The organism is Hominilimicola fabiformis, assembly GCF_020687385.1.
Classification (GTDB): Bacteria; Bacillota; Clostridia; order UBA1381; family UBA1381; genus Hominilimicola; species Hominilimicola fabiformis.
The window spans coordinates 130875-152158 of sequence record NZ_JAJEQM010000008.1; the positions used below are offsets into that span (position 1 = coordinate 130875).

Annotated in this window: 14 protein-coding genes; 9 read left to right on the forward strand and 5 right to left on the reverse strand. The window is 39.4% G+C overall.

Features of this window, described 5'->3' with window-relative positions; translation table 11 throughout:
• Positions 1-11: 11 nt before the first annotated feature.
• The 3 genes from LKE05_RS07415 to LKE05_RS07425 are packed head-to-tail and all read right to left on the reverse strand — an operon-like array spanning position 12 to position 3019.
• The gene (locus LKE05_RS07415; RefSeq protein ID WP_308456409.1) at positions 12-1973 is read right to left on the reverse strand and encodes a fructose-1,6-bisphosphatase; all 1962 of its coding nucleotides are present in this window, start codon (positions 1971-1973) and stop codon (positions 12-14) included.
• A 48-nt stretch (positions 1974-2021) separates the two neighbouring features.
• The gene (locus LKE05_RS07420; protein WP_308456410.1) at positions 2022-2321 is read right to left on the reverse strand and encodes an AzlD domain-containing protein; all 300 of its coding nucleotides are present in this window, start codon (positions 2319-2321) and stop codon (positions 2022-2024) included.
• Positions 2318-3019 (reverse strand): AzlC family ABC transporter permease, encoded by a 702-nt coding sequence (locus LKE05_RS07425; RefSeq protein WP_308456411.1) that lies wholly within the window; start codon positions 3017-3019, stop codon positions 2318-2320. The genes LKE05_RS07420 and LKE05_RS07425 overlap by 4 nt, the downstream gene beginning before the upstream one ends.
• Positions 3020-3250: 231 nt before the next feature.
• Between LKE05_RS07425 and LKE05_RS07430 the strand changes: the two genes are divergently transcribed.
• The gene (locus tag LKE05_RS07430) at positions 3251-7360 is read left to right on the forward strand and encodes a GDSL-type esterase/lipase family protein (RefSeq protein WP_308456412.1); all 4110 of its coding nucleotides are present in this window, start codon (positions 3251-3253) and stop codon (positions 7358-7360) included.
• Positions 7361-7464: 104 nt separating this feature from the next.
• On the opposite strand, the gene LKE05_RS07435 is transcribed toward LKE05_RS07430, so the two are convergent.
• On the reverse strand, positions 7465-8511 hold the full coding sequence (locus LKE05_RS07435) for a tyrosine-type recombinase/integrase (RefSeq protein WP_308456413.1): 1047 nt from the start codon (positions 8509-8511) through the stop codon (positions 7465-7467).
• Positions 8512-8718: 207 nt separating this feature from the next.
• Here LKE05_RS07435 and LKE05_RS07440 point away from each other — a divergent pair, with 207 nt between their 5' ends.
• The 4 genes from LKE05_RS07440 to LKE05_RS07455 all read left to right on the forward strand — a co-directional run bounded on the left by LKE05_RS07440 (position 8719) and on the right by LKE05_RS07455 (position 13149).
• A complete protein-coding gene (locus LKE05_RS07440; RefSeq protein WP_308456414.1) occupies positions 8719-9084 on the forward strand; it encodes an Asp23/Gls24 family envelope stress response protein in 366 nt (121 codons plus the stop codon).
• Positions 9085-9096: 12 nt separating this feature from the next.
• Complete coding sequence (locus LKE05_RS07445) at positions 9097-10830, forward strand: DAK2 domain-containing protein (RefSeq protein WP_308456415.1); 1734 nt, start codon at positions 9097-9099, stop codon at positions 10828-10830.
• A 17-nt stretch (positions 10831-10847) separates the two neighbouring features.
• Positions 10848-12881 carry an ATP-dependent DNA helicase RecG gene (gene recG, locus LKE05_RS07450; RefSeq protein ID WP_308456417.1) on the forward strand — a complete coding sequence of 678 codons (2034 nt, stop codon included), beginning with the start codon at positions 10848-10850 and terminating at the stop codon, positions 12879-12881.
• Positions 12882-12972: 91 nt separating this feature from the next.
• On the forward strand, positions 12973-13149 hold the full coding sequence (locus tag LKE05_RS07455) for an alpha/beta-type small acid-soluble spore protein (RefSeq protein ID WP_022230459.1): 177 nt from the start codon (positions 12973-12975) through the stop codon (positions 13147-13149).
• A 37-nt stretch (positions 13150-13186) separates the two neighbouring features.
• Here the strand turns inward: LKE05_RS07455 and LKE05_RS07460 are convergent, their stop codons facing one another.
• Complete coding sequence (locus tag LKE05_RS07460; RefSeq protein ID WP_308456418.1) at positions 13187-13999, reverse strand: helix-turn-helix domain-containing protein; 813 nt, start codon at positions 13997-13999, stop codon at positions 13187-13189.
• Between the two features lie 143 nt (positions 14000-14142).
• Between LKE05_RS07460 and LKE05_RS07465 the strand changes: the two genes are divergently transcribed.
• The 4 genes from LKE05_RS07465 (at position 14143) to uxuA (ending at position 21281) form a co-directional block, all read left to right on the forward strand.
• A complete protein-coding gene (locus tag LKE05_RS07465) occupies positions 14143-16134 on the forward strand; it encodes a glycosyl hydrolase 115 family protein (protein WP_308456419.1) in 1992 nt (663 codons plus the stop codon).
• Positions 16135-16235: 101 nt separating this feature from the next.
• Complete coding sequence (locus tag LKE05_RS07470; protein ID WP_308456420.1) at positions 16236-18191, forward strand: beta-galactosidase; 1956 nt, start codon at positions 16236-16238, stop codon at positions 18189-18191.
• Positions 18188-20200 (forward strand): beta-galactosidase, encoded by a 2013-nt coding sequence (locus LKE05_RS07475; protein ID WP_308456421.1) that lies wholly within the window; start codon positions 18188-18190, stop codon positions 20198-20200. Before LKE05_RS07470 ends, LKE05_RS07475 begins: the two co-directional genes overlap by 4 nt.
• A gap of 13 nt (positions 20201-20213) precedes the next feature.
• Positions 20214-21281, forward strand: coding sequence for a mannonate dehydratase (uxuA, locus tag LKE05_RS07480; protein WP_308456422.1), 1068 nt, complete (start codon positions 20214-20216; stop codon positions 21279-21281).
• Positions 21282-21284: the final 3 nt, after the last annotated feature.

The window sequence follows — 21284 nt, forward strand, 5'->3', positions numbered from 1 at the left end:
CCTCTCTTTATTTAATGTGTTTTTATTTTTCCTTTTAAATATGCGTCAACAAGTGCTTTTAAGTCGGTGATTTTTTTCGATAACGATTTACCCGCGTCAGTGTCCTCAACAAGTAAACGATTCGGAGCAAGTTCAACAACGTCAAGCGTTGAGTGAATATCTTTTTCTTCTTTTATGGCACTTTCGATAGATTCAAATGCGTCATGCGCACTTAAAAGCAAACCGTGTGAATTGAACAGCAATGTGTAACCCGCAAGTCCGGTAACTTTCTGATATGCCTTTGAAAGACCTCCGTCTATGACTAAAAGTTTGCCGTTTGATTTAATCGGGCTTTCGCCTTTTTTTATTTTTACGGGAACATGGCCGTTTATAATATGAGAAAAATTGTTCGGGTCAATTCCGAACTCGCATAAAATTTTGTTGCATACGCTCGGTTTTTCGATAAGGTGATAATATTCGTCTTTAATTTCCACCCATGTACTTTCATCATCAATAAAATATCGTTCAAACGAAGTCATTTTATTTTTGCCGTAAACAGGGGAGTAGCAACCGCACCATAAAAACCACAGAAAATCTTTGCCGTATTCTTTTTCTTCGGAACCGTTTTTGGCAAAATAACCGTCACGTGCAAGCTGTTCGGCTTTGTCCATGAGCGATTTGCCGCTTACCGTTTCACCGAAAAGTGTAACTTCCGTAAAAGTACCGTCACTGTTCATCGGTATACAGCCGTGATACAACAAATTGTTGTTGAATGTCAGATATATACTGCCTTTTTCGTATAAGAATTTGACGTGATTTTGAAGTTTTTCACTGCGTAAAAACGATGAACGCAATAAATTCATAAGCTCTTTTTCGGCGTCTGTAAGTTCAAACGGATTTTCGGGATTGATTGTAGGGAAGTTGGTATCTTTCAACTTGTATTCTTTGCCCTCAAGCATAATTGTTCCGTTTTCGTAATTGATTTTGTCAAGCATAAGGTGGTTGTCCATATTAAATTCAGGGTGACGTTTTATAATTTGTCCTTCTAACTTAAACTGAATTACAGATATAGCTTTATGTACCTTCGCCCAAAAGTTTTCGTCATGCTGAGAAATATAAACCATATTCGGATTTCGAGGTATAAAGCATTCGCACGGATCGTCCGCATAAGTTTCAAGTGCAAATACCGTAAGCGGACGCATATTAATTCCGTAACCGTCCTCAAGACAGTCAAAGTTTGAATACTTGGTGGAAATAGCAAGCACATTTGCAATACAAGCCAAACTACCCGCAGCGGCACCCATCCACTGAACATCATGGTTGCCCCATTGAATATCGACACTGTGGTACTTCGTCAGTGTGTCAAGAATTATATCGGCTCGCGGACCACGGTCAAAAATATCGCCTATAATATGCAGACGACCGATTGCAAGCGTTTGGATAAGCGTTGAAATTTTCACAATAAAATCATCGGCTTGTCCGAGTTCAACGATTGTTGAAATAGATTCGTTATAATATGTTTCCTTGTCCGAGCCGTAATCGGTATTTGCGTGTATAAGTTCATCTATTGTACTGCCGAAAGCCTCCGGCAAAAATTCTCTGATTTTTGCACGTGTGTATTTTGATGCAACAACGCGACATATTTCTATAAGGCGATATAAAGTGATTTTGTACCAATCGTTAATATCGTCCACTTCGTCCTTGATATATTCAAGTTTTTGCTCCGGATAATAAATAAGAGTGGCGAGAACTTGTCTGTCACGTTCGGACAACGTACGACCGTAAATTTGCGTAATCTTGTCCTTGATTACACCGGAGGCATTTTTTAATATGTGCAAAAAAGATTCGTATTCACCGTGAATATCACTCATAAAATGCTCTGTAAGTTTCGGCAGTTTTTGCCTTGACTGCAATCGAATGATTTCGGTTGACGCGGCTTTAACTGTCGGATACTGCTGTGAAAGCAGTGTCAGATAATCAATATCGTAGCTCATAACATCCGTTCCTTTCTGATAATATAATATGTAAATTTCGGTAGTATATTACACAAAAAATACGCTTACAAATGCAATTACAACAGACGTAACAGCGGCAGCCATAAGCCCCTTGTCGAAAAAGGCCATAAGCATAGCACCGACCAAACCGAGCGAGGCGGAGAAAACCGAGCCTGTCGAGAAAAATATAGCCGGAAACGTCATAGCACCGAGTACGGCATACGGTATGTAATATAAAAACGATTTAAGCCATTTTGATTTTATTTCTTTTCTGAAAAGCGTTATAGGCAACGCACGAATTATGTACGTCACTATTGCCATAACTGCCATTAAAGCAATCATTTTCATTTTTCGCCCTCCTCATTGTGCGGAAAAAACGTCGCACCGAATGCCGATGCCAACACTGCCGTTATGATAACAGCCCAGCCCGATGATATAAAAGGAAGTGCGAAATACAGAACGCAACTCAATATAACTGCGGCGATAAGTACAAAAAGTACGTTTTTATCTCTCCTTGACGCAGGGATAATTATTGCGATAAACATTGCGTATAATGTTATTCCCATTGCGTCCGCAAGTGATGTCGGCAGCAGATTGTTTATAAAAGCACCGAGCACTGTGCCGAGTGTCCAGCCGATGTACGGTATTGCAATCAGTCCGAGCATAAACGGAAATGTAATGGCAATCGGTGTTGTTGACGCAACGGCGAATACTTCGTCTGTTATGCCGAATGCTGTTATAAGCCGTTTTGCAAGCGACATTTTACCGATTTTTTGTGACAGGGAAAGCGACATAAGCATATATCGAAGATTTATCACAAACGTTGTAATTGTCATTTCCCACATACCGCCGGCGGCGGAAATTATGTTCATACCGGCAAATTGTCCGGCGGAAGTAAGGTTAGTCATTGAAATTACTATTGCCGCCCAAGCAGGTATTCCGTTTTGTACGGCAAGCATACCGAATGAAAATGAAACGGGTATGTATCCGAGTGCAATAGGCATACCGAGCCTTGCACCTTTTAAAAATTGTGTTGCTTTACTCAAAATATTTTATCACTCCGAATTGTTTTATTACTTATTATTATAAGGGAAAAACGATATAAAATCAATATCTTATAAAAATATAGGTAACAAATAATGTTTAAAAATCAGTGATAATATTTTAGTCGTAGAAATACTCTTGAAAAAAAATAGTAAATAGTATATAATATAGCTATCATGTTATATTGTACGGTGGTGTGCCGTATAAAATTAATAAAGAGAGGGAGAGATTACATGAATAACAAAAAGAAACTATTGTCAATCATTACAGCTTTGGCAATAACATCGTCTGTATTCACAGGCTTTGCAGTAACGGCAAGTGCCACGGAAACACCGATTGTTTCATATACGTTTGATGAAACATCAGATGCTGCTTGGAAAATCTCAGGAACTAATGCAGGCGTTTTTACCAATGAAATTGTATCTGATGATGCAAGTGCCGAAACAAAATGGGACAGCAAGTATTATAAAATTGCAACAACCAAGGCAGAAAGCGGCGGAAGAACGGCAAGCGTGAAAATTCCTGCCACAATACCGGGAGGAACTGATGTTGTAAAATTGGATTTTGACTGGTATTCAGGCAGCGGCGGTACAAATAACAGCAGCGATATGATTTTCAGAGATTCAAGCGAAAAGGATATATTCAAAATTTCTGATGTGGTATCATCTAAAGATATTGCATTTAACGGTACTGAATTGAAAAATTCAGAAGGTGCAGCACTTGCAAACTTCAAGTGGTATAAAGTTTCTGCGGTTTTGGACTTCGAAACACATACCGTTCTAAGCATAAGCTTTACCGAAAACGGACAGACATCTCCGTCGGCAATTGTTAAATCTGAAAAGTTTATAGACCAATCTGCTTCAGACGTGGCAAATGTCGGAATTGTACTTAACAGAAAAACAAATATAACTGCGGATATGCGTCTTGATAACTTTACGGCAACTAGGCTTGTTGATGAGTACTATAAGGTTACTTTAACAGTCAAGGACAGTGCCGGAAATGCGGTTAAAGATGCAAATGTAACTTTGGACGGTCACAAATATGTGACAGATGCAACCGGTCAAATCGAAACAAAGCTTGCTAACGGCGAGTATAAATATACTGTTTCAAAGGCAGGTTATGAAGCTACTGTCGGAAAAGACGACGATGCAACCGGAACTGTAACGGTTAACGGAAATGCCGTAGCAACAAATATTACATATTCTCCGAAAAGCTATGTTGCTGTACCTGATAAAGTTACAATATCAGGCGGACAATCTTGTATGGTAGCGCCGACTACAGCAGAATCGTTTACAAGTGCTGCATTTACTGTGGCTGTAACAGACCAAGAAGATGTTGCTATTGAAGATGCCGATATTAGTTGGACAATAGTACCTACAGGCAGTGAAACAGCTGACTCAAAGGTTACAATAGCAAACGGTGTCGTATCTGTAGCAAAAGGATTTGACGCAGGCGAAAACCATGTAAAGAAGTTTACAGTTACAGCAACTGCAACAAAAAATAATGAAAGCAAGAGCGCAACAACTGAAATAACTGTTTCTGATTATTTATTCTATGAATCAGGTGTCGGCGGTTCAAGTTATGGCGAAACAGAACATCATACAGTAGGTGGCGGTGACTATATAACAACCGGCTCAACAAAAAATTTGGAAAATACAATTACATTCCCTGAAAAAATCGAATTTAAACCGGGAACAGCTCAATTGGTTTCATTTATGACAACAATGAATACTAAGGTTTACACATTCCAAAGAAGTGTAAAATTGGCTACAGCAGAAGGTACTGATTTGGTTACTTTGGATTATGTAAATTTGGACATCGGTACAAACGCAGCATGGAGTTCTACAACTTCTACATTGGGTACAACTTTAGGTTCTATTCCTGCTGTAGACAAATGGCAGAAAGTAACAGTGCTATTTAAGACTAATACTAACGGAGTGACTAAAGCTATTGCCACTGTAGGCGATACAGAAACCGATTTGGGAAAAATCACGGGACAAGATTTAGGCGAAATTAAGTTGAAAGTCGGCGATTGCGGCGGCGGTACAGACAGATACGTTGCACTAAAAGATATTGCTGTTTCTCAAATCGATGTAACCGGCATGAGTATTGACGGTGCTACAGAATTTTCAACAGTAAAGGGACATACCGTAACAAAGGAATATTCTGTAGACGCAATGGTAGTTGATGACGGAGAAACATTCACTTGGGAAACAACAATTCCTGGTGCTACAATTACTCCTGACTCACAAAACTCACAAAAAGCTACACTGACAGTTCCGGGTACAACAGTAAACGGAGGAACAATAAAAGTAACAAGCAGTGAGGGTGCGGCAAAAACAGCTACACTAAAAGTTAATGTTGAAAAAGCTAAGGTTAAATCAGCTACAATAAACGGCAGTCAAACAATAGATAAATCAAATACTACATCAAAATACACAGTAACAAACGTAATCGACCAATTTAACAATGACATAACAGAGCTTGTAACACCTAAGTGGTCACTTTCAAACGTAGGTCATGCAGATGAAAAGGTTACATTCAATGTAACGGCAGAAGAAGCTAAAAACATAACAATTGTTAAAGCAAAGTATGACGAAGAAGGTGTATTAACTGGAGTTACAACAGAAAATAAAGCTTTGACAGAAGGTTCAAACGAAGTTGCGGTTACAGGCTTGGCAGGAACAAAAGTTATGCTTTGGGATTCATTAAAGAATATGAAGCCTATCAGCAATGAAGTAAAAACTATACCTTCAGCAAACGTAGAAACAGCTGAAATAGGTGCAGATACGGGTGATCTTGCAGTAAATGATAACGGTGACATAATTGTTGTAGCAACTATACTTGATTCAGCAATTGAATATCCGGTAAGCGTTGGCGAATTTTCAAAGGTTGTTGAAAATCCTGAAGCAGGTGACATTGATGTTTCAGACATAGTAAGCTACGGTGCAACTACTTATACAGTAACACTTGAAGACGGAACAACATTGGAAAAGACAGCCGAAGATAATAAAATTACACTAACCGAGCATGATTTAAAGTCAACAGATAAGATTGAAATTGTACCTAATTATAAATTTAATTTGGGTAGCTCAACTGTTGACGGTTATGTAACAGCAAATGTAACAAAGAGCAACGGATACGGATTTACAAAAGAACCTACAGTTGTAACAAGTACAATTGAGGGTGCTAAACCGGTTCAAACAGATGGTGTTAATCTTAACACTAACCAATTTGAAGTAAACCTTCCTGACGGAAGATATGACATGACTTTCTCAAAAACCGAAACGGGAAGAACTCATATCAGAGTAAACGGCTACTATGTAATTCCTGAAGCCGATTATACTGATGGTGACGGTTCAGACCCTATTACAGTGCCTGGAACATACACTCAAAAAGATGTTGTTGTTGAAGGTGGTATTGTTACGGTATCGGCAGATAACTGGGGCGGTTCATCAGTTATTTCATCTGTTGAAATAACAAAGAAATCTGACTTAGAGCCGAGAAAGACTCATATTTGGATTGCAGGTGACTCAACAGTTACAAATTACAGACCTACTCCTACAAAGGACAAGTGGGCAGCAGGTAAAAGACGTACCGGTTGGGGTCAATTGTTCGAATACTATCTACAAGACAGTGTTATAGTTGACGATTACGCTCATTCAGGTGACTATGCGGTTAACTGGTACAATAATACATTCCCATCAGTTATTCAAAAGGCTCAAGCGGGTGACTATTTGTTTATCCAATTCGGTATAAACGACAGAGCAGATAAGAATAATTCTCCGGTATCAAAAATGGAAGAATATCTTGGCAAGATGGTAGATGAGTGCCGTGCAAAGGGTGTTATTCCGGTTCTTATAACTCCTGAAATCTGTATTTCTCAATACGGTTCGGTAGGAGAACACGAGAAGTCAACCGGTAGCGGTAATGCTGCATGGTTTAACGCTAATAAGACAGTCGCTGAAGATAAAGACGTATTGTTGATTGACCTTGCAGATTTGTCAGGTGAGCTTTGGAAGACATTGGGTAAGACATGGGTACAACATAACTATTTCTTGTACAATAACGAAACAAATGAAGAAGTTGATAATCAGCATATGTCATATCAAGGTGCTAAGCTTGTTGCACAACTTGTTGCTACAAACATTTATGACCAGATAGAAAATAATATAAAAACAGGTAAAAATGAATCATTTAATGCTATTCCTGTAAATGCAAAGGCAGCAGCAGATATAACATATACTGACGCCGAAGACAACACAGAAAAGACAACATCAAGACAAGCGGTTCAATTCAGTTTGGATAAGTCAGCTGTCGCAGGTTTTGAACAAGCAGAATAATGCAAATTAAAATACACACTCTACGGAGTGTGTATTTTTTTGCAAAAAAATTACCGCCGGTCAGTTAAAACTGTCGGCGGTAAATTTTTTATGTATTCAATTTTTTATCGATTTCCCGTAATGTCAAAATTCTGCATAACTTCTTTACGTTTTTCGATTGCGTATTGAGTGTAGTATTTGTGGGTTACTTCGATGTTTTTGTGTCCCATAAGCTCCGCAACCATTTTTATATCAATGCCGTCAGCGATAAGATTACAGGCGAATGTACGTCTTAATGCGTGCGGACGTGCCTTGTCGGGGTCGTATATACCGACAGTCGCACAATATTTTTTCAGTACCTTTTCAACACCTTGTGCGGTCATTCGTGTTCCGAGTCGGCTGATAAAAAGTGCGTCGTCTTTTGCTTTTTCGTTTTCAACACGTTCCTGCATATATGTAAACAATTCGTTTTCCACTTGAACAGGCATAAATATTTCCTGTTCGTCACCGCCCTTACGGGTGACAACGAATGACGAAGTATCAAAGCACACGTCACGAATATCAAGGTTGATAAGTTCACTCACACGACAGCCCGTACCGAGATATGCGGTAAAAAGTGCAATATCACGTTTTTTTCTGTTCTTGTATTCCGTAAGGTCACGACCTGTATAATATTTTTCACCGTTATATATCACGTCAAGAAGGTTGACGGTTTCTTGTGATGTAAGCGGACGTTTCATTTTTTGATGCAGTTTTTTAAAATCCAACTTATCCGTTACGTTTTGAGAAATCAAGTCGTTTTTGTAAAGATACGAAAACAGTCCGCGTATTCCCGAAAGTTTACGGTTTATGCCGTAAGCACTGTTGCGGCGGATTCGTTTAATGTGTTTGCCGTCAATCGAAACGGTGTCGGTTTCGTATTCTTTTAGATATGCCGTAAAAGCGTTTAAATCACGGAGCGTAACTTTCTCCATATCAGCTACCGTGAAATCTTCAATTTTTTCTATATAACTGAAATTGAATTTTTGCAGATATTTCAAAAATGTTTTTATATCTATACTGTAACCGATTTGTGTATTAATGCTTTCACCGTTATACGCAATTTCGATATAGTCAAAAACAAAATCCGGCATACCCGAAAGAAAATTCATTAATTTTGAATGTTTGCTCATAATATATAACCTCTGATTTATCTCTAAAAATACTCAAAAATTACATCGCAAGATGTGATTTTTGGAGCCTCGGCAGGCTCCTTTTTATTATATAATTTATTTTAAGTCAATGCAAGTGCCTTTTTTTCAAAATGGTATTTACTATTTTTGAATTTTATAGTACAATAAAGATATATAGATATTTTGGATTATTTTGAATTGAAAGGAATGAATAGAGCGATGGTACTTAAAACAAGTGGTGATTTAGGCGAGGTAACCATTTCAAACAACGTTATCTCTGAAATTGCGGGTGCGGTTGCGACAAAGTGTTACGGCGTTGTCGGAATGGCATCGAGAAATAAAAAAGACGGAATTGTGAACCTCCTAAAGCCTGACAGTATGACTAAAGGTATCAGCATAACAGTTGAAGAAGGCGGAGTTATCGTAGAAATACATCTTATCGTTGAGTACGGCATAAATATTAATACAATATGTAAAAGTATTGTGAACAGAGTCAGATATACTATCGAAAATACAGTTGGAATTAAAGTGAACAGAATTAATGTTCGTGTTGAAGGTGTCCGTGTTGACTAAAACTGATTAGGGGTGATTAAAATTAATACGCTTAACGGAAACACATTTGCTCAAATGATTATAAGCGGAGCGAATAATTTATATAATAACAGAAAAACTGTTGATGAACTTAACGTTTTCCCGGTACCGGACGGCGATACAGGTACAAATATGTCGCTTACCGCAACGGCTATGGCGACTGAACTTTTGAAAAAAGGCGACACAACTCTTACAAAAGCGGCTGATACAATGTCATTCGCAACTCTAAGAGGTGCAAGAGGTAACTCCGGTGTTATCCTGTCACAGTTTTTCAGAGGTATATCAAAGAGCCTTAAAGGCAAAACAGAATGTAATGCGGAAGAACTTGCAGTTGCTTTAAAAGACGGCTCGGATGCGGCATATAAGGCGGTAATGAAGCCGACAGAGGGTACAATTCTTACTGTTTCGCGTGAAGTCGCAACAGGTGCACAGCTTGCCGCAAATACAAACGAAAACATTATTGACGTAATGGAGAGTGCCATTGAAAGAGGTAACAAGGCACTTCAAAAGACAACTCAAATGTTGCCGGCATTAAGACAGGCAGGCGTTGTTGACGCAGGTGGTCAAGGCTGGATGTTTGTGCTTGAGGGTGCACTGTCTTATCTAAAGAGCGGTAATGTTGTTGAAAGACAAGGCGAAGCACTTGAAACGCAGACTGCTCCTGTAAAGAAAAAGTCACAAGAGGCAATTAAGACAGAAGATATAAAGTTTAAATATTGTACGGAATTTATCGTTGAGAAAAAGCAAAAAGGTCTTAGCGTAAGTACGTTCAGAGATACTATTGCCCCAAAGGGTGACTGTATGCTTGTAATTGACGATGATGAAATCGTAAAGGTGCATATTCATACAAATCATCCGGGTTTTGTGCTTGAAGAGGCTATAAAACTCGGTGAAATGATTAATTTAAAAATAGATAATATGAAGCATCAGCACAAGTCTATTATTGACGGAAGTAATGAACAGACTTCGGAAAATGCCGAAGTTAAAACAGCGGAAGTCAAGGCAGAGAAAAAGACTGAAAAGCCTAAAAAAGCTCCTAAACCGAAAGCACCTGTTGAATTAAAGGATTACGGTTTTGTAGCGGTATGTATGGGTAAGGGAATTACAAATATTCTTAAAGACCTTGGCGTTGACAGAGTTATTGAGGGCGGACAAACAATGAATCCGAGTACGGACGATATTTTGAAAGCCGTAAAACGTGTCAAGGCAAAGACGGTTTATGTGTTCCCGAACAATAAAAATATTATTATGGCCGCAAATCAAGCCGCAGAACTTGTTGAGGATAAGAAAATCGTTGTAATTCCGTCAAAGTCAGTTCCGCAGTGTATAAGCGCAATGGTGGAATTTAATGATAAAAAGTCGGCAGAGGCTAATGAAAAGGCTATGAATAAGGCTATCGGCAGAGTTACATCGGGTCAGCTTACTTATGCCGTTCGTGATACGGAAATCGACGGTATTGAAATTAAAAAAGATGATATTCTCGGAATGGTTGAGGGTAAAATCGTAACGGTAGGCAAGGATATTGATGATGTACTTAACCGAGTAGTTTCACAGATGGTTGACGAAGATACTGAATTTTTGAACGTATATTACGGTAAGGAAATCAAGAAACCGCAGGCTGATGTGATGCTTAAAGCACTTGAAACAAAGTATGCGGACGATGAAATCGAAGTTTCGTTTAAGAAAGGCGGTCAGCCGCTTTACTACTATATTATTTCCGCAGAATAATATTATGGAGTTAGAATATGCCTAAGGATATAAGATATTTGAAAGGTGTCGGCGAGAAAAGAGCCGAATTATTCGCAAAAAAAGGAATAAAGACAGTCGAAGATTTACTTTACTATTTTCCGCGTTCTCACGAGGACCGAACGGAAAAGAAAGATATTGCCGACTGTGTCGAGGGAGAAACGGTGTGCGTGAGCATTACCGTTTTTTCGCCTGTCAGAGAAACAAGAGTAAGAAGGAATATGCTTATTTCAACAATGATTGTATCGGACGAATCGGGTGTTTTGAATGTGGTTTGGTACAATAACAGATATGTAAAAAATCAGTTTAAGACGGGCGATAAGTATGTTTTATACGGCAAGGTAACTAAGAACAGAGGTAAACTTGAAATGGTGAACCCTGTTTGTGAACAAGAGGGTAAAGAGAGATTTACGGGTAAAATAGTACCGCTTTATCCGCTTACAAGCGGACTGACGCAGAAAATTTTACAGTCGACAATGGAGCTTGCAATAAAGGAAGTCGGACGAATGGAGGAATATATTCCGTCCGATATAAGAGAAAAATATCACATTGCAGAGCTTAATTTTGCAATGAAAAACATACATTTTCCCGAAAACTTTGAAAGCTACAACATTGCAAGAGAACGATTTGTATTTGAAGAACTGCTTGTGCTTCAGCTTGCGTTAAGCGGAAGAAAGGATATAAATACATCGCAGGACGGTATTGTGTTTGAAGATATAAATTGTGTGCGTGAATTTACGGATAATCTGCCGTTTTCGCTTACAAACGCACAAAAGAAAACGCTGAATGAAATTTTGAAGGATTGCAAGAGCGGTAAGATGATGAACAGACTTGTTCAAGGTGATGTCGGCAGCGGTAAAACGGCTGTTGCGGCGGCGGCAATTTATACCGCCGTAAAAAACGGTCATCAAGCCGCAATGATGGCACCGACTGAAATTCTTGCAACTCAGCATGCAGAAACGTTGGCTGAATTTTTCAAGGGTACGGGTATAACGGTGGTAATGCTTACCGGAAGTATGCGAGCTGCGGAAAAAAGACGTGCATATGACTTGATTGCGACAGGCATCGCAGACGTTGTTGTCGGAACTCACGCGATAATTCAAGACGCGGTGGAGTTTTATGACCTTGCATTTGTGGTTGCCGACGAACAACACAGATTTGGCGTTGAACAAAGGGCAAAACTTGCGGCAAAGGGAAATAATCCGCATATGCTTATTATGTCGGCAACACCGATACCGCGAACCCTTGCACTTATTTTGTACGGCGATTTGGATATATCGGTTATTGATGAATTACCGCCGGGAAGAAAGCCCGTTAAGACGTACGCAGTCGGTGAAAGTATGCGAAAACGCATTTTTGCATTTTTACAAAAAAACGTAAGTGCCGGTATGCAGGCGTACGTTGTATGTCCGCTGATTGAGGAAACGGAAACGAGCGACTTGCAAAATGCCGAAATGCTTGCGGAAAAGTTGCAGGCAATATTTCCCGAGTTCAAAATCGGTCTTATGCACGGAAAAATGAAAGCAAAGCTGAAAGAGGAAGTAATGGACGAGTTTGTGCGCGGAGAGATTAACATACTTGTATCGACAACGGTAATTGAAGTCGGCGTAAACGTGCCGAACGCAAATATTATGGTTATCGAAAATGCCGAACGATTCGGACTGTCGCAACTTCATCAGCTTAGAGGACGTGTCGGACGCGGCAACGCACAGGCATTTTGCATATTATTTGCACACGGTAAAAATGAAGTGACAAAAAAACGTATGGAAACTATGTGTATTTCAAACGACGGTTTTTATATAAGTGAACAGGATTTGAAACTTCGCGGACCGGGTGATTTTTTCGGTACACGTCAACATGGTTTGCCTGAAATGAGAATTGCTAATCTGTTTGAGGACAGAGATATTCTTGCTATGTCGCAGGAGGCGGCGAAAAAGATTATGGCAGAGGACAGACATTTGGAGTCCGAAAAGTACAGCGGACTTCGTAAACGTGCCGAAAGTATAATCAGTGACGACATTGTTATGAATTAGTAAAAATTGTATGTTTATATTTTCGTATTTTACATAAATTATGAATGAGTTAATTACTCACTTAAATATTTTATGTAAAGGAGAAATAATCATGTCAAAGAAAAGCAAAACAGCAGGATTGGAACAATTCAAAATGGAAGCGGCAAGAGAAGTAGGCGTAACACTGGGTCAAGGCTATAACGGTGAACTTACAGCAAAGCAAGCCGGCAGTGTAGGCGGTCAGATGGTTAAAAAGATGATTGAAAGCTACGAAAATCAAATGAAATAAACTAAAAGGGAGATACAACAGATGTATCTCCCTTTTTTTAATTCATATTTTTTGGCGTCATACCTGTTTTTTTGACGTACTGTCTGTAAAAATGCGAATAATTATTAAAACCGGCATTGGTGCTTGCCTCAAGGAGTGACTGACCTTGCGTATGCAGTTCGCGTACAAGAAGTATGCGTTTATGATTGATATATTGACTTAGTGTGTATCCCGTATTTTTCTTGAACAGCTTACACAGGTGGTATTTATTTATAAAGAATTTTTCGGAAAGAAAGTCAAGTGTTATTGTTTCAGGAAGATGTTCGTTTATGTACATAATTATGTCGCTTATTCGTTTGTCTTTTGATTTTGACGGTGAGATTGCCGATTTTGAAGTATTCAAAAGATAGAGAAATTCTATAATGACACCGTTTGCGGCGGTGAGTGAGCCGTTATGGATATATACGCTTATGCGGTTTATAGGGTTTAGCAAATCGTCCTTTACAATGTCGGACGGTATTAGGTTGCCCGTACCCGGCGGACGGTTTATGAAAATATCTTCAAATTCTTCACAACGGTTTTGCTTGAAATATTCTGTCGACAGATACAAAATAATCCTCTCATACGGCTTCGCACTCAAACAACGTATATGGTGCATTTCAAACGGACGCGTTATGAGCATATCGTAAGGCTTTAATTTGTACACATTTCCCTCTGCGTAAAATTCAGAATCACCGCTTAGAAACAGCACTATTTCATATACATCATCGTGATTGTGAAGCTTGAAATCATTGTTGTCGGGTACTTCATCGTAGCAGTGAGTCAAACCGAAATACATATTCGGAAATATCTTTACTGTTTTCTCTGTCATATCAATCAGCCTTTCCGCTCAAAGTATATTTTTATTATATCAGACAATGCCAAGATAATCAATGTTTTAACCAATATATTAGATGAAAATATGATTAAATTGCTGTAATGTATAATTAGATTTTATGAAAAGGAGCAAAATCAATGAGCTTTTTGTTTAACTTGAATACGAAGGTACATACCGAAACGGAAACAAAGCCTGTTATGAATGCGATTAATATTTTAAAGCGTGATATGGCAAAGGTTTTCGGTGCAAGTGATGAAAACGGAAATGATATTCATTTAAAAAAAGACGATACATTAGATGAGGAAAGTTATAAAATTGATATAGCAGAAAATATCGTGATAAGTGCGGCGGACGATTTGGGGTTTGTGTATGCACTTTTGAAAATAAGTGAAAAATATCTTGATATTAAGCCGTTTTGGTTTTGGCTTGACCAAAAAATCGAAAAGAAAGACAGTGTTAGAATAGAAAAATGCGAAATTAATTCACCGAAACCAAAGGTAAAATATCGCGGTTGGTTTTTCAATGATGAAGTGCTTATGATGAAATGGAAAATCAACGGTGACAAAAAAGAGCCTTGGAGAATGGCTTTTGAAACGCTTTTGCGTTGTGGCGGAAATATGACAATTCCGGGTACTGACAAAAATTCAAGACTGAACAGACAAATGGCGGCGGATATGGGATTATGGATTACTCATCACCATGCAGAACCTTTGGGTGCGGAGATTTTTGCAAGAGCATATCCGGGCGTTGAGGCGAATTTTATGGAAAAGTCGGAGCTTTTTTATAAACTTTGGGAAGACGCGGTAATTGAACAGAAAGACTGCAATGTGGTTTGGAATTTGTGCTTTAGAGGACAGGGTGACTGCCCATTTTGGAGTAGCGACACGAGCGGTCAATTTGACACTCCGCAAAAACGAGGTAAGCTGATAAGCAATATTATAAAAAAGCAATGCGATATTGTTAAGAAATACGTCAAAAATCCTGTTTTTTGTACCAACCTGTACGGCGAAATAATGGAACTTTACAAGGACGGTTATATAGAGCTTGACGACGGTATTATCAAGGTTAAAGCCGATAACGGTTACGGTAAAATGGTTACAAGACGACGTGACAATCATGCGGCACGAGTGTCGTCAATGCCTGTTAAAGACGGCGGCAGACAGGGTATTTATTATCATGTTTCGTTTTACGATTTGCAAGCCGCAAACCACATAACAATGCTTCCGAATACGGTTGATTTTGTGAACAGAGAATTATCGGACGTACTTGAAAACGGCGGCGATGATTTTTGGGTTATCAACTGTTCAAATGTCAGACCGCATACATATTATCTTGACGCGGTGAGAAAAAAGTGGTTCGGTGAAGATATATCGGACGAAAGTCACAGCAAGGAATTTGCGGACGATTATTTTAATTCGGCTTATGACGTATCAAAATGCCTTGCGGAATATCCGAAGTCAACGATTAAATTCGGTAAAAATGAAGATGAACACGCAGGTGAACAGTTTTATACCGAGAATGTGCGTATTATTGCGAATAAGTTTGTGAAGGACGATAAAAACAGTATTGCTCCGCTTAATTGGCTTGTCGGAAAAGGCGGGTTTTACAGTCAGGTGAGAGATTACAAAGTTATATGCGAAAGTGGTATTGACAAGATAAATTCATATTACGAAATGTGCAAAAAGACGAGTGAAAAACTAAGCGGAAACGAGAAACAGCTTTTTGACGAAACTGTATTGTTACAGTCGAAAATTCATTATTATTGTGCAAACGGTGTAATAAAATTTTGCAACGGTATAGAGGTATTTGAAAAGGAAAATTACAAAGAAGCATTTTTGCTTTGCGGTGACAGTGCGGTTTTATTTGACAAGGCGAATGAGGAAATGCGTAACAGTGAAAACGGAGTTTGGCAAGGCTTTTATCATAACGATTGTTTGGCGGATATTAAGCATACCGCGTATATGGCAAGAAAGGTAATGGGGGTTATCAGAGAGTTCGGCGATAATATCAGACATGACAAATGGTATCGCGAAACGATGTATGCGCCCGAGGACAGAGAGGTTATGCTGTTATTGGTATTGGATAATCATATGACAGACGAAGAACTATATAAAGCGATGCAAGAGTAAAATTGCCCACAGCACAATTTTTCGCTTGGGGCAGTATACACATACGGCACCGCAAGCTTTAAAATCGCACTGTGAACAATTTGTAGAAAGAGGGGAAAATAATGATATTTGGTGTAGACTATTATCCCGAACATTGGAACAGAGATGAGTGGGAAAGTCAAGCTAAACTTATGCAAAAGGGCGGTTTTAACACTGTAAGAATGGGTGAATTTGCGTGGAAACTTTTTGAGAAAAAAGAGGGTGAATTTGATTTTTCATTCCTTGATGACGCAATAGAGATACTTGCAGAATACGGTATAAAAACCATACTCGGAACACCGACTGCCGCACCGCCGAAGTGGCTTGCGGATAAATATGACATCGTGCAGAGGGACAAATACGGCAGAAAAAAGGATTGGGGTTCAAGACGTGAAGGCTGCGGAAACAATCCGAGCTACATAGAAAAGTCGAAAATTATAACTGAAAAAATGGCTGAACATTACAAGGACAATCCAAACGTCATAGCATGGCAGATTGATAATGAGTTCGGCTGTCACGGAAGTACAAGATGTTATTGCGAGCATTGTCGAAAGGCTTTTGCAAAATGGCTTGAGGAAAGGTATCAGACAATAGAAAATCTAAACGAAAAATGGGGGAGCGTATTCTGGAGTTTAAACTATGATTCTTTTGACGATATAATACTTCCGAAATATAATTCGTGCGAGGGTACATACGGCGATTTGTGGTCGCACAATCCCGCACTTGACTTGGAATTCAGACGTTTTTCTTCTGACACTTGGGTGAATTATCAGAAAATGCAGATTGATATTTTGAGAAAATATACCGATAATCCGATAACGCATAATTTAATGGGACATTTTTCGGATATAAACGCGTATGATTTGTCAAAAGATCTTGATTTTGTATCGTGGGACAATTATCCCGACAATCAATGGGGAACGTCCGAATATGAATATGTGTCTATGGCACACGAAAATATGCGTGGTGCGAAGAACAAAAACTTTGTTGTAATGGAGGAACAGGCAGGTCCTGCCGGTTGGGATATTTTAGGCTCAACGCCACGTCCCAATCAACTTAGATTATGGACATATCAGGCAATCGCACACGGCTGCGAGGGCGTTGTGTATTTCAGATTCAGAACGGCTCTTTTCGGTATGGAGCAATATTGGTACGGTGTACTTGACCATGACGGTGTACCGAGAAGACGTTTTTATGAAATTCAAAAGACAGGTCACGAACTTCAAAAACTTGAAAAATATATTGTCGGCTCAAAAAATAAGTATGATGCATTGCTTGTGAAGTCGTACGACAATGTATGGGGACATGATATAAAACGTCACGCACAAAACTATAATTATGAAAATCACTTGTATTCATTTTACAAGGCAAATTGTGATTTGAACATAAACACAGCCGTTTCAAACGGCAAATATGAAGATTATAAAATCGTGTATATGCCTGCGTACAACATAGTCACAGACGCAGAGACGGAAAAAATAAAGGAATACGTCAAAAACGGCGGTACACTTGTTTTGACGTTTAGGAGCGGTACGCGTGATGAATATAACAGAGTAAGACCTATGGCACTGCCGGGAGTGTTCAAGAAAATTGCGGGCATTGAGGCGGTTGAATTTGACTCGCTGAGAAAACCTGTAAAAATATACGGCGAAGTAAGCGGAAGTGCGGAAATATGGTGTGATATAATAAAACCGGATACCGCAAAAACCATATGCACATACGGAAGTGAATACTACAAGGGCGAAAGTGCAGTGACAGTAAACAAATACGGCAAGGGCAGAGTTTATTATGTAGGCTGTGATTTGGACAATGACGCAATGAAAGAGCTTGTAAGAATTATAGCAAAGTCGGCGAATGTGGAAACGGTTGATACACCGAACGGTGTGGAGGTTGTTAAGCAAGATGACTGCATAATTATTTTAAATCACAATGAAAATGAAGTTGATACAAACATTAAAGGAGTGTCGCTGTTTGACGGTTCGGAATTTGACGGAGTATTGGACGGCTACGGAGTACAATTTTTGGAGGGCAGTATATGATATACAAATTTAAAGAATTTAAAGATGAACCGCTTTTGATAAATCATTTGAATATGGGCGGTAAAAATCCGAAAGGTGAAGAAATTAATGTCACAAGCAGATATTTCACACGAAACGGAAAACCTTGGATAGGCGTTATGGGCGAGTTCCATTTTTCGAGGTACAGCAGAGAGAATTGGCACAGAGAACTTGCAAAAATGAAAGCCGGCGGTATAACTATTGTTTCAACGTATCTGTTTTGGATATACCACGAAGAAATTGAGGGTAAAATGGATTTTGGCGGCGACAATGACATCAGAGCGTTTATCGAAGAATGTAAAGATGTCGGCTTGGACGTTGTAATTCGTATAGGCCCTTGGGCGCACGGCGAGTGCAGAAACGGCGCTTTCCCCGATTGGCTTTTGAAAAAGGATTATAAACTTCGTGACAACAACGAAGAATATCTGGCGGTTGTTAAGAAGTGGTATCAGAGCATATATAACGAAGTGAAAGGACTGTTCTACAAGGACGGCGGAAACATAATTGCGGTACAGATTGAAAATGAATTTGTCGACAATGCCGAGCATTTGGCAAAACTTAAAGAAATAGCCGTAGAATGTGGATTTATTGCACCGATATACACAGTTACAGGCTGGAACAGTGCATCGGGTGCGAAAATTCCCGTTGATGAGGTTGTGCCTGTATTCGGCGGTTATTGTGAGGCACCGTGGGAAAATCATATGAACAGACTGTCGCCGTCACCGCACTATTTCTTTAACAGAATGAGAAACGATTCCGCAATCGGAACGGATCTTATCGCAAAAACTCAGAGTGACGGCTGGCAGCTGCCGTATGAGCGTTATCCGTTCGCAACGTGTGAGCTTGGCGGCGGTATAGAGGTTACACATCACCGCAGACCGATTATAAAGCCTATGGATATATATGCGGTGTCGCTTGTAAAGCTCGGTGACGGAAACAATCTTGTCGGCTATTATATGTATCACGGCGGTACGAACAAAATAGGCGAACTGTCAACTTTTAACGAAACAAAGGCGACAGGCTATCCGAATGATTATCCGATACTTTCGTATGATTTTCAAGCACCGTTGTCGGAGTACGGAGAGGTCAGAGAACAGTACGGATTGCTTAATATGCTGCATATGTTTGTAAACGATTTCGGCGAAGAATTTGCACCGATGATTGCGGTTGATTCTGCAAATTCGGTGGCGGCAGACGATACAAATTCTTTGCGTTACGGTATGAGAACGAACGGCAAAAGTGGGTTTGTGTTTGTAAATCATTATCAGAGATTGACAGAACTTGCAGATATTGAAAATGCGGTGATAAGTGCGGGAAATGTTGAGTTTACGCCGATTGACGTAAAGGGAGAAGTGAGTTTCTTTATGCCGTTTAATATGAAAATGGGCGACAGTGTGCTTGAATATGCGACAGCACAGCCGTTATGCAAGTGCGATGATACATATTTCTTTGCGGAAATACCGAATATCAAAGCGGAATACAAATTCAGCAAAGGCAGTGCAAATATTGTTACAGTGCCGTTTGAAAATGCTAAGTATATGCGTAAATTAAACGGAACGGTGTATATTGGCGGAGGTTGTAATTTGTATGAGGAAAACGGACAAATACACTCTGTTGAGGACGGCGAATATATTTGTCAAAAATGGAACGGCAGTGAATTTGAAACACTTAAAATCGGTCAGTCGGCAAAGCAATCAAATGTTGAAATCACAGGTGTGGAAAATGCACCGTTTGAGCCGAAGTATAAAGAAGAATTGTGCATTGGCGGAGAAAGAGAACTGACATGGAAGAAAATCAATGTTGACGGCGGATACGGATTTGCCGAGATTGACTATGTCGGTGACGTGGCGCAAATTTATGCGGACGGTGAACTTGTTGCAGATGATTACTATTATGGCAAGACGTGGCGAGTGCCTTGTAAATTGCTTTACGGCAAAGAATGTTATATGGTAATATCGGAAATGAAAGACGATTTTTATAAGGAATTTTAACAGGAGAGATAAAATGGAAATGACATTACGTTGGTACGGTTCAGAATTTGATACCGTAACGTTAAAGCAAATACGACAAATACCGGGCGTTACGGGCGTTATAACAACACTTTACGATACCGCACCGGGTGAAGTATGGAGCAGAGAAAGAATTAAAGAAATGAAAGATGAAGTCGAAAAAAGCGGACTTCATATAAGCGGAATTGAAAGCGTAAATGTTCATGACGCAATTAAAGTCGGAACATCGGACAGAGATAAGTACATAGACAATTATATTGAAACTCTTGAAAATCTCGGAAAAGAGGACATTCATCTTGTGTGCTATAACTTTATGCCCGTGTTCGACTGGACAAGAAGTGAGCTTGCAAGAAAACGTCCCGACGGTTCAACCGTGCTTGCATACAATCAAGATGATATTGATAAAATCGTTCCCGAGAAGATGTTTGAATCTATTTCAAAGGATATGAACGGCACTGTTATGCCGGGTTGGGAACCTGAGAGAATGGAAAAAGTAAAAGAGCTTTTTGAAATGTATAAGGATGTTGACGATGAAAAGCTTTTTGAAAATTTGAAGTATTTTCTTGAAAGAATAATGCCTGTATGTAATAAGTACGATATAAAAATGGCAATTCACCCCGATGACCCAGCTTGGAGCGTTTTCGGTTTGCCGAGAATTATCATTAATAAGCAGAATATACTTCGTATGATGAAAATGGTTGACGATGTGCATAACGGCGTTACTTTCTGTTCCGGTTCGTATGGAACAAACCTTGAAAACGATTTGCCCGATATGATTCGTTCATTAAAGGGAAGAATACATTTTGCGCACGTCAGAAATCTTAAATTTAATTCACCGACCGATTTTGAGGAGGCGGCACACTTGTCATCCGACGGTTCGTTTGATATGTACGAAATAATGAAAGCACTTTACGAAATCGGATTTGACGGTCCTATCCGTCCCGACCACGGAAGAATGATATGGGACGAAGTGGCTATGCCGGGTTACGGACTTTACGACAGAGCGTTGGGTGCGACATATCTAAACGGTTTGTGGGAGGCTATTGAAAAAAGTTCAAAATAACAA

Coding starts and splice junctions, on each gene's coding strand:
- LKE05_RS07415 (WP_308456409.1), bottom strand. CDS start 1,973: ATGAGCTACGATATTGATTATCTGACACTGCTTTCACAGCAGTATCCG.
- LKE05_RS07420 (WP_308456410.1), bottom strand. CDS start 2,321: ATGAAAATGATTGCTTTAATGGCAGTTATGGCAATAGTGACGTACATA.
- LKE05_RS07430 (WP_308456412.1), top strand. CDS start 3,251: ATGAATAACAAAAAGAAACTATTGTCAATCATTACAGCTTTGGCAATA.
- LKE05_RS07435 (WP_308456413.1), bottom strand. CDS start 8,511: ATGAGCAAACATTCAAAATTAATGAATTTTCTTTCGGGTATGCCGGAT.
- LKE05_RS07440 (WP_308456414.1), top strand. CDS start 8,719: ATGAATAGAGCGATGGTACTTAAAACAAGTGGTGATTTAGGCGAGGTA.
- recG (WP_308456417.1), top strand. CDS start 10,848: ATGCCTAAGGATATAAGATATTTGAAAGGTGTCGGCGAGAAAAGAGCC.
- LKE05_RS07455 (WP_022230459.1), top strand. CDS start 12,973: ATGTCAAAGAAAAGCAAAACAGCAGGATTGGAACAATTCAAAATGGAA.
- LKE05_RS07460 (WP_308456418.1), bottom strand. CDS start 13,999: ATGACAGAGAAAACAGTAAAGATATTTCCGAATATGTATTTCGGTTTG.
- LKE05_RS07465 (WP_308456419.1), top strand. CDS start 14,143: ATGAGCTTTTTGTTTAACTTGAATACGAAGGTACATACCGAAACGGAA.
- LKE05_RS07470 (WP_308456420.1), top strand. CDS start 16,236: ATGATATTTGGTGTAGACTATTATCCCGAACATTGGAACAGAGATGAG.
- LKE05_RS07475 (WP_308456421.1), top strand. CDS start 18,188: ATGATATACAAATTTAAAGAATTTAAAGATGAACCGCTTTTGATAAAT.
- uxuA (WP_308456422.1), top strand. CDS start 20,214: ATGGAAATGACATTACGTTGGTACGGTTCAGAATTTGATACCGTAACG.